1 protein-coding gene is annotated in these 10,936 nt (G+C 47.1%); it reads right to left on the bottom strand.

Translation table 11 applies throughout. The features are described 5' to 3' along the window. Positions 1–96: 96 nt before the first annotated feature. Positions 97–10,866 carry a tyrocidine non-ribosomal peptide synthetase TycB gene (tycB, locus tag ACM6JA_RS16215; RefSeq protein ID WP_414853110.1) on the bottom strand — a complete coding sequence of 3,590 codons (10,770 nt, stop codon included), beginning with the start codon at positions 10,864–10,866 and terminating at the stop codon, positions 97–99. Positions 10,867–10,936 lie beyond the last annotated feature (70 nt).

The following is a 10,936-nucleotide window of genomic DNA, read 5'->3' as shown; positions in this document are numbered from 1 at the left end:
TCAACTCTGTGATTTATCGATTTAAAGAGGGTTCCTCCAATAAAAGCGAAATGTCCCAGCTTTTATTGGAGGAATAGCATTTCTCATGTCGCCTGATTAGATTAATTCCAGGATGTTCTCCAGTTCTTCCATGGAAAGGTCATCATCACCCAGATCACTCGGGGTCAATTCTCCCTTTTCTTTTGATAGGCAATGCTCAATAATGCTGAGCAAGTGATTCCGATAGCTGTCTGCCAATTTCGCGATTGTTTCTTCCTTATACTGGAGACTGCTGTAGCCAAAACTGATCTGGAGCTTTCCATCCTCGATCATGCCGGAAATATCCAACAAGAATACTCTCTCCGATTCTGGACTGAAAAGCTGACCCGTACCAAGTGGCGAGAAAGTAAATCCGCCAGATTTTACATCCGAATCAAATTGCCCGAGGTAGTTAAAGCTGATTTCCGGTTGCAGGCTAAATTGCAGGGATGGACGCAGTTGATCCGCCGTCATCGTGCGTAAAATCTCGTAGCCAATTCCTTTTTTCGGAATATGGCGCAAGCTTTCTTTGATTTGCTTGATTTGGTATGACAAGTCCTTTGATTTTTCCATATCAAGCACGACAGGGAACTGGGATGTGAACCACCCAATTGTTCTGGTCACATTCATTTCATTCTGAATATCTTCGCGACCGTGACCTTCCAAGTTGATGACAGCGTAGTCGGTATTCGCCCACTCTTTCACGGTTAATCCCAACGCAGTCAGTAACAGGTCATTCATTTCTGTGTGATAGGCATGATGAACGTGACGTAAAAGGTTTTCTGTCTCTTGAGCTGTCAACTCGACCTTCGCTGTACGGGTGTGCTTTTGTTTACGGTCTGCTGTAACAAAATCGGTTGGCAACTTTTCTGCCACGGTCGTGCTCTCGAGGTTGTGCCAGTACGCAGCTTCACGTAAAAGCTCGTCACTCTCCGCATAGTTTTGCAATTGAGCCGACCAATCCTTGAATGAATCTGTCTTTTTCGGCAAGACGAGCTCCTGATTGTGGAGTGCCTGCGAATAGGCAGATGAAAAATCTTCAAACAAGATGCGCCAAGAGACGCCATCCACGACCAGATGATGAATGGCAATCAGTAAATGGTCCCCTTCCGTTGTGGAGAAGAGTGCCAAGTGGACGAGTGGTCCCTGTTCCAAATCGATACTGGTTTGGATGTGATCAGACAACTCTAAAATATGAGCTGCGCTATTTGCATGGTCTTTCAAGTCATACGAATGGAAGCGGAATCGCTCACCTGTCAGCGCTCGATTGATTTGCGTGATTGTCTCATTCTCCTGTTTGTATATCATGCGCAACGCATCGTGCTGCTCGACGATTTTATAGAATGCCTGCTGAACAAGTCCCGGATCAAAGCCATCCTCTCGGAACAGCATGACAGCCTGATTCCAGTGGTGACGGTCAGTGAAATTGCGCTCGAAGAACCACTTCTGGATGGGCGTCAAGCCAATCTCGCCTTCTACTACTCCCTGATCGCTCTCTCTGTTGTTCGGAATGACATGGGCAGCAACTTGTTCAATGGTCGGATATTGGAACAGTTCCTTCATCGCCAGCGTCCAGCCTGATGTGTGCAAACGCGTGGATACCTGAATGGCTTTGATGGAATCTCCGCCCAATTCAAAGAAGTTGTCTTTCATTCCCACTTGCTGAATTCCCAATACCTCTGCCCAAGTCGATGCAAGTAAGTGTTCCAGTTCGTTTTGCGGTGCTTCATATTCTCTGCCCGATTTTTCTTCGTGGCTTGGCTTCGGCAATGCTTTGCGGTCAATTTTGTCATTCGGTGTCAACGGCATCTTATCCAACTGAACAAAGAAGGAGGGAACCATATAATTTGGCAATTCTTTTCCCATAAATTCTCGCAGTTGTGCCGGACTTGCTTCCCCATCGGCTACATAGTACGCGCACAGGTAAGGTTGCCCCTGGTCATCCAAATGTGTGATGGCTGCTGCCTCAATAATCGACTCATATCGCAACAGAACACTTTCGACTTCGCCCAGCTCTACCCGATGACCGCGTACCTTCACCTGATGATCGATTCTGCCGAGATACTCGATATTTCCGTCCGGAAGCCATTTTGCCAGATCTCCAGTGCGATACATCTTCTCTCCTGGTACAAACGGATTGTCGACGAATTTTTCTGCTGTCAATTCTGGTCGATTCCAATATCCTCTGGCTAGCGCCACCCCGCTGATGCACAATTCACCTATTTGACCGACTGTCTTCAATTGCATTTGTTCATCCACGATGAACAGCTTCGTATTCTGAATCGGTTTGCCAATCGTAATGGTCTGACCAACTGGTTCATGTGGCAAAGCTTTCCAGAGTGTCGCGCAAACCGTACTCTCTGTGGGACCGTAGCCATTGACATAGGTCACTTTCTCTTTCCATTGCTCTACCAACGCGGTAGATGCTGCCGATCCAGCAGTGATCAGGATACGCAATGACGGCATACGGTCAGGCTCAAGATAAATGGCATACGTCGGCGGCAACGTGAGAATGGTAATTCCGTTTTTGTGGACGTATTCCTCAAATTTGCGGAAATCGTTGATCGTATCACGCGAGATTATATACAAGGTCGCTCCTGTCAATAGAGCCATAAACATATCCCACACCGATGCATCAAAAGAGATACTCGCAAAGTGTCCTGGCCGATCTTGTGGGGTTACGCCGAATTGATTCTTGAAAACCGCCTGTAGATTGGCTGCCCCTTTGTGCTCCAGCATGACTCCCTTTGGATTGCCAGTGGTACCGGACGTGTAAATGATATAGGCAAGATCAGACGGCTTGTTGATGCAAAGCAAATTGTCTGTATGCGACGAATAGCTCCCCGCGTCGTCCAAATCGATAATTTCTGCCTGACTGGACACCTTGTGGATCAAGTGAGAATGGGTAAGCACGAGCTTCGCTTGACTGTCCTCGATCATATAGCGAATTCTTTCTTCGGGATAATCAGGATCGACAGGCAAAAAGGCTCCGCCAGCTTTTAAAATGGCGAGTGTTGCAATGACCATTTCCAATGAACGCTCTACCATCATGACGACGATTTGCGAAGGACCTACTCCTTTTCCCCGCAAAACCGCGGCTAGCTGGTTCGCTCTTTCATTGAGCTCTTCGTATGACATGCTCTTCTCTTCAAATACAATAGCCGTTTGATCAGGCGTGTTCGCTGCCAGTTCCTCAAAGAGCTGTTGTATGGTCTGGTCTTCCGTGAACTCTCTGTCTGTATGATTGAACTCCACTAGCAACAACTGCTTTTCTTCTGCCGTCAGCATCTCAATCTCTTGAAGCTGCCTATCAGGTTCTGCCGTAACGTTGCGTAGAATTTGCATGAAATGACGCGACATTCTGTCTACGGTGTCTCTTCTAAACAGCTTGGTGCTGTACTCCAGTCGCAGCAACAGGTCAGTTTCCCGTTCAGTCAGGTGAAAGGACAGGTCGAACTTTGAAATGGCAAGCGCGCTCGTCGATTCATAGGGATGATAGGTCAGTTGTCCCAGTGTTTTTTGGTACAGTTCTTCGGTTTGCAGAATGAACATGGTATCAAAAAGTGGATTGCGTCCCGGATCACGTTGAATGCCAAGCTTTTCAACCAGACTTTCCAACGGATAATCCTGATGATCATAGGCATCCAGGGCATTCTGCTTGACTTCCATCAGAAACTCCTTGAAGGTCTTCTCTGCTGTCGGCTTGTTTCTGATTGCTAGCGTATTGACGAACATGCCGACAATCGGCTCGAGCTCAGCGCGCGTCTTGCCGGAGATCGGCGTTCCGACAACGATATCCTCCTGCCCTGTATACTTCGAGAGCAGCAAATTGTAGGCGGCTAGCAAGACCATAAACAAGGTCGTTTTCGTTTCTACAGCCAACGCGTGTAAAGCTTCCAGCAGAGGTCTATCGGTAGCGAGTACGATTTGATCACCCTCAAAGCTTTTCACAGCTGGGCGTGGAAAATCTGTCGGGATCTCCAAGACTGTGTTATGCCCTTCAAACGCGTGACGCCAGTACTCTTCCTGCTTCTTGAAGTCATCTGACTCGTTAAAACGTTTTTGCCAGACAGAAAAATCTTTGTATTGGATACGCAGCTCCGGCAATTGTCTGCCTTGGTACAATTCCGCCAGTTCATTGAAGATAATCGTAACGGACGAGGCATCCGAAGCAATATGATGCATGTCATACAAGAGAAGATGACGTTCATCCGAGATTTGCACGAGACCCATGCGCAGCAGTGGCGGAACAGCCAGATCAAATGGACGGACAAACGCATGGAAAATTTCATCGATCTGATGTTCTTCTACACTCCGATACTCCATTTCCACTTCCACGTGGTCATGAATTTTTTGGACCAACTGATCTCCTACCATCTCAAAGGAGGTTCTCCAGATTTCGTGACGATCTACCAAGGCTTGCAGCGCATGCACCAATTGATCGCGATCCAGTTGACCCTCTAGCATGATCATTCCAGGCGTATTGTAGCTGATACCCGCCCCTTCCAACTGATGGAGCACGTACATCCGCTGCTGGGCAGATGATACCGGGTAGTAATCTTGTGGTTCTGCTGGTTGAATCGATGCATCTGGTGCATTCTCACTGTTTGCTATCAGCCTGGACAAGGCTCGAACGGTAGGCTGTTCAAAGAAATGCTTCAAAGGAAGATCAGTTTGAAACTCCCGATGCACATGCGCCACTACCGTCATAGCTTTCAAGGAATGTCCACCCAGCTCAAAAAAGTTATCCATCACTCCGATACCTGAGATGCCAAGGACGTTTTCCCAAATCTTTGCTAGTGTTGCCTCTACTTCATTGGCAGGCGCGACATACTCCACACCTGTTGTAGGCTTTCCTTCAGGCTTCGGCAACGCTTTGCGATCGATCTTGCCATTTGGCGTGAGCGGGAAAGCATCCAGTTGAACCAGATAGGTTGGTACCATATACGCTGGCAGTTCTTGAGATAGATGTGTTCGAAGCGCCGTTTCCGAGATGTTGTCTTTACCGGTGAAATAGGCGGTCAGATACGCGTCCCCGCTTCCATCCTGATAAGCAACGACAATCGCTTCATTTGTCGTTTCATAGCTGAGAAGAACCGATTCTATCTCCCCGATCTCAATCCGGTATCCTCTTACTTTTACTTGTTCATCCAGGCGTCCTGCGAATTCAATCGTACCGTCAGGGAGCCATCTGCCAAGGTCGCCCGTCTTGTACATGCGTTCACCTGGCTCAAATGGATTGGAAACAAACTTCTCCTCGGTAAGCTCTGGTTTGTTCCAATATCCACGTGCCAAACCGAGTCCGCCTATGCATATCTCTCCCACTACCCCGATTGGTAACAGCTGGTGCGAATGGTCCACGATGTATATGCTTGTGTTCGCTATCGGCCGTCCAATGGTGATCGGAGCATCCGGGAGCGTATCGCACAGATAGGTGGCAATAACGCTGCTTTCTGTCGGGCCGTACGCATTGACAGCAATCATCTGCGGATTCATCTCTTTGCACATCTCAACCAACTTCGGCGATAGCTTTTCTCCCCCGAGCACGGCCATTTTCATCGGACTGATCTCGTCGGTGGTGCTGCATTCCAAAATCGCCTGGAACAAACTCGGCACGCACAACGTGTAGCTGCAACTCCATGTTGAGATCAGGTTTTTGAGCGCGATCGGATCTTTGGCTTCTTCATCCTTCGTTAAGACAACAGTTGAACCGGATAGAATCAACGCAAAGAAGGTAAGGACAAAACCATCAAAGGCAAAGGATAGAGCCAACAAACCTCTGTCATGGACAGATAAGGCAAACTCTTCTTTGTTCCACGTCACACTGTTGACAATACCTCGGTGCTCCACCATGACCCCTTTTGGCCTGCCTGTCGTACCTGAGGTGTAAATGATATAAGCTAGATTGGTAGCCGTATGAATTGGGTCAAGGTTTGTGGTGATACGAGAATAGTTACTCTTATCATCCAGATACAGGCATTCCACCCCAGCAGCAATCTTTGTTCCAAGATGCTCGTGGGTAAGCACCAGACGGGCTTCGCAATCTTCCAGCATATAGGCAATGCGATCATTCGGATATTCTGGATCGAAAGGCACATATGCTCCGCCAGCCTTGAGAATGGCAAGGATTCCAATCACCATCTCCAAGGAACGATTTACCATAATCCCAACTCGTTGGTCAGCCGTTACTCCTTTTTTCCGTAATGTACGAGCAAGCTGATTGGCTTTCTTATTGAGCTCCTGATATGTCAACTTTTTGTCCCCGCAAACCAGCGCGATTTGATCAGGGGTTTTCCCTACTTGTTCTTCAAATAGCTGTGGAAGTGTGCTTTCCAATTGAACAGGCTTGAATGTGTCATTAAAATGGACCAGCAACTCCCGCTTTTCTTCCTCGGTGAGCATCTCCATCTGATAGAGAGCCAAGTCCGTGTTCCGGATGACTTCTTGCAAGATTTGGATGTAATGACGCGACATGCGTTCGATGGTCTCCTGCTTGAACAGCTTGGTGCAAAATTCGAAGCAGAACATGAGACCTGCATGGTCTTGGGTTGCTTCGAGCGACAAGTCGAATTTCGCCATTTTGCCCTCTGGCACGTAAGGCGTCACTTTCATGCCCTCGATCTTGATCGGATCGGCATCCATGTTTTGCAAAATGAACAACGTATCAAACAATGGATTACGGCTTCGATTTCGATTGACCGCCAGCTTTTCGACGAGTTCCTCAAACGGGTACTCCCCATGCTCAAATGCAGAGAGTGTATTGTCCTTCACTTCTCGTAAAAATTGCTTGAAGCTTTTGGTTGCCACCGGCTGATTTCTCATTGCCAGCGTGTTGACGAACATACCCGTGATGCTTTCTGTGTCAGGGTGCGTTCTTCCAGCTGTCACGGTTCCGACTACCATGTCTTCTTGCCCGGAGTATTTTGCGAGCAAAACATGATAGGCTGCCATGAGCACCATGTAGAGCGTAGTACCAGTATCGGCCGCCACTCGTTGCAAGCCATCCAGCAGCTGTTTTTCAGAGCGGAATAGATAACGTTCGCCCTCAAAGCTTTGAACAGACGGTCGAGAGTAATCCAAAGGCAGGTTCAAGACAGGAACTTCACCGGCGAATCGCTCGGTCCAAAACGCTTCCTGTTTTCTGTATTCGTCTGTCTGAGCCAGACCTTTTTCCCAAACCGCGAAGTCTTTATATTGAATGCGTAGCTCTGGCAAGGATTTGTCTTGATAGAGCTGCGCAAGATCATTCAGGATGATCTGCGATGACACTCCATCCGAGATGATATGGTGCATATCGATGATCATGACATGGCGACGCTCTCCCAATTTGACCAATCCACCCCGACTTAATGGCGCTTTTTCCAAATCAAACGGACGCATGAAATCCGTGATGACTTGATTCAAACCATCTTCTGTCGCTTCCATGTAGGCAATTGGTAGTTTGCATTCCTGATGGATGCGTTGAACCAGCTCACCGTTGATGGTATGGAAGGAAGTTCGCAGCGATTCATGACGAATCACCAGATTAGAAATGGCTTGCTCCATCTGCTGCACATTCAATTCCCCATCGAGTACCGTCACAACGGGCAGATTGTACACCGTACTAGCCGGATCAAGCTGGTTTAAAATGAGCATGCGTTTTTGCGCGGAGGATACAGGATAATGCTCTTGCATGACGACCCGCGGAATAGCGAGATAGGTTACTTCCTCTTCGCCTTCCACATACTTGGCGATTTCTTGAATGGTTGGTCTCTCAAACAACACGCGAAGCGGAACATCTGCTTGGCAGTCTTTTTGCATCCGGGACATGAGATGAATCGCTTTTAGCGAATGACCACCCAGTGTGAAAAAATTATCCTGAATGCCAATCGGGGACACGCCGAGTACGCTTTCCCAAATCGCCGCCATTTTCTGTTCCAGTTCGGTTGTCGGAGCGAGGTAATCCACTCCCTTAAAAGCATTCCCTTCAGGTATGGGCAAGGCTCTTCTGTCTGTTTTTCCATTAGGTGTAACCGGAATCCGCTCCAGCTTCATAAAGAAGGAAGGGATCATATACTCAGGCAGCGTTCGTGATAAGTACGCACGCAGCTCCTCGTTGCTCACTTCCTCTGTCAAAACGACATAGGCGCACAAATACTTACCGCCAGTCTCATCCGTTCTATCGATGACCACAGCTTCCTTAATCAAGGCGTGGTTGAGCAAGTGCGATTCGATCTCTCCCAGCTCGATACGATGACCCCTGATTTTTACCTGATGGTCGATTCGCCCTAAAAACTCGATATTGCCATCTGGCATCCAACGAGCGAGGTCACCCGTTCGATACATTCTTTCTCCTGATTGATACGGGTTTTCGAGAAACTTCTCCGCAGTCAGCTCCGGATTGTGCAAATACCCTCTTCCTACGTTCGCACCAGAGATATACAGCTCCCCAACGATACCCTCTGGTTTCATCTGGAGCTTTTCATCCAGGATATAAATGCCTGTGTTGCTGATCGGTTTTCCGATTGGTGGCAGCTCTGGTATATCCATGCTTGGGTCCATTGTGTAGGTGGTTACCACATGTGTTTCAGACGGCCCGTAATGATTGTGCAAAAACACGTGATGGTTCCGCAGATATTTCTGTAGCTCATGTGTGACGACGAGCTGTTCTCCAGCTGTGATAATGTGCTTGACGCAACGCGGGAAGCTTTGCGCATAATCTTTTTCGTTAAAGATAAATTTCAAGAAGGATACAGGGAGGGACAAAATGCTGATCTGTTTTTCCTGGATAAAGGCAAACAGTTTTTCTACATGACGTCTCATCTCATTCGTGATGAGATAGAGCTGTCCCCCGGAAAGCAGCGTGGAGAAAATCTCCTGATAGCAAACATCAAAGCTGCATGTGGTGTATTGCAATACTTTTTCATGAAAATCGATGTTGGTCTTGGCAAACGTAAAGTGCATCAGATTTGCCATGTTTTTATGCTCAAGCATGACGCCTTTTGGTTTACCTGTCGTTCCTGAAGTGTAGATAATATAAAACAAGTCATCTGGATGATTGATCGTTTCTACAGACGCACTACTCTCTTCCCAGATGGCAGGAGCGCTGATATCTATTTTTTCAGTAGAGGCAGAGATTTTCTCTAGTAGATGCTGCTGGGTCACTACCAATTGAATCCCGCTATGCTCGAGCATGTAGGCAATTCGTTCTTCTGGCAGCTCCGGATCAATCGGTACAAACGCACCACCGGCTTTCAAAACCCCAAGAATTCCAACAATCATCTCGATCGAACGATCCATCATCGTACCAACCAGACTGTCTGCTGCAATCCCTCTTCCTCTCAAAAATCTGGCGAGCTGATTGGACTTTTCATCTAATTCCCGATACGTCAACTGCTGTTCTCCGAATACGACAGCAACCTGATCAGGTGTCCTTTCCACTTGTTCCATAAAGAGCTCGTGCATGGTTTTCGTTGGATAGGCAGCGGAAGTATCAAGGTTTCTGGCCATTAGCTGTTGTTTTTCAGTTTCTGTCAGCAAGGTAACCTGTTGAAGGGTGACCTTCGGATTGTTTGCCACGCAAGCCGCAATCTGCTTGAGGTGTCCAGCCATTTTTTGGATAAAGCCTTCGTCGAAAACAGCAGCATTATAATCAAACCGCATCGCAATCTCTTCTTTGGGCATTACCATGACGGTCATGTCATAATTGGTCGGCTCAAACATCTCGACATCAGAAATGGTAAAGCCTACTTGCTGTGTTGCTACTTTTTTCTGCAAGGCCTCGACTAACGGATAGTTTTCGATGACCATCAGGTGATCGATCAAATCTTGCTTCAATACGGAATCGTTTTGAATATCGTACAAAGGAACATGCTCATATTGCTGGGATTGCAGTGTTTTTTGGTGCACATCCTGTAACAAGTCGGCAAAGGTTTGCTCGTTTTTCGCTTGAATGCGGAATGGAATGGTATTGATGAACAACCCAACCATTTTGTCGATTCCTACGATTTCAGTAGGTCGCCCGGATACAACAGAGCCGAATAGCGCATCATTCGTAGCATTATAGGATTGGAGGAGAATCCCCCATAAGGTTTGAATCACAGTCGGCAATGTCACTTGATTTTGACTTGCGATCGCAGAAAGCTGCTGCGTCAGCATGCGGTCCAGCACAAAACGATATTGTGCTGGTAGAAAGGCATTGCTAGAAGACTTCCCAAATTTCGGCAAGGAAGTTTGCTGTTCAAATTGTTCCAGATAGTCTCTCCAATATGCGAGAGCAGCATCTTTATCTTGCTTTTCCAGCCAACGAATAAATTGGCTGTATGGCTGCACCGGGTCAAGAGAAATCGGAGCCCCGTTCTTTAAGGATAAATAGACGGAAAGCAAGTCATCAAAAATAATGCTAAAGCACCAACCATCCATGAGTATGTGATGAAAACTCCAGATGATTTGGTATTCGCTCTCCGTCATTTGGAAAATAGCCACTCTCATCAACGAATCTTTCGCCAGATGAAAGGTTTTCTCTTGGTCATTCCTTTTGTACTGTGTGTAGCGCTGCTGCTTTTCTTGCTCGTCGTATGCAGTTAAATCGCAAAATAGGATGGGAATGGGCCGTTCCTTCAAGACAACCTGCAAAGGCTGCTTTAATTTTTCATAGAGAAACAGCGTGCGGAACACATCATATCTCTCTACCAGCACATACAAGCTATTGGTAAACAAACCAACATCAAGATTGCCCTGAATCGAAATGGACATCTGTACAAGATGAGAGTTATGTTCTTCGTCAAGCAAGGCGTGAAATAACATTCCCTCTTGCATGGGCGTCAATAAATACATATCTTGTACTTGTTCTTTGCTAAAAACACTCATTCCGGCACCTCGATATCCACATTATTTTTCATATTTACATAAAAATGTAAGTTGAGAGCATGTTTAACCC

This window comes from Brevibacillus sp. IT-7CA2 (assembly GCF_949767855.1).
Lineage (GTDB): Bacteria > Bacillota > Bacilli > Brevibacillales > Brevibacillaceae > Brevibacillus.
The sequence above is the reverse complement of the archived record's forward strand: the minus strand, read 5'-3'. Positions and strand labels throughout refer to the sequence as shown.

Coding starts and splice junctions, on each gene's coding strand:
- tycB (WP_414853110.1), bottom strand. CDS start 10,866: ATGAGTGTTTTTAGCAAAGAACAAGTACAAGATATGTATTTATTGACG.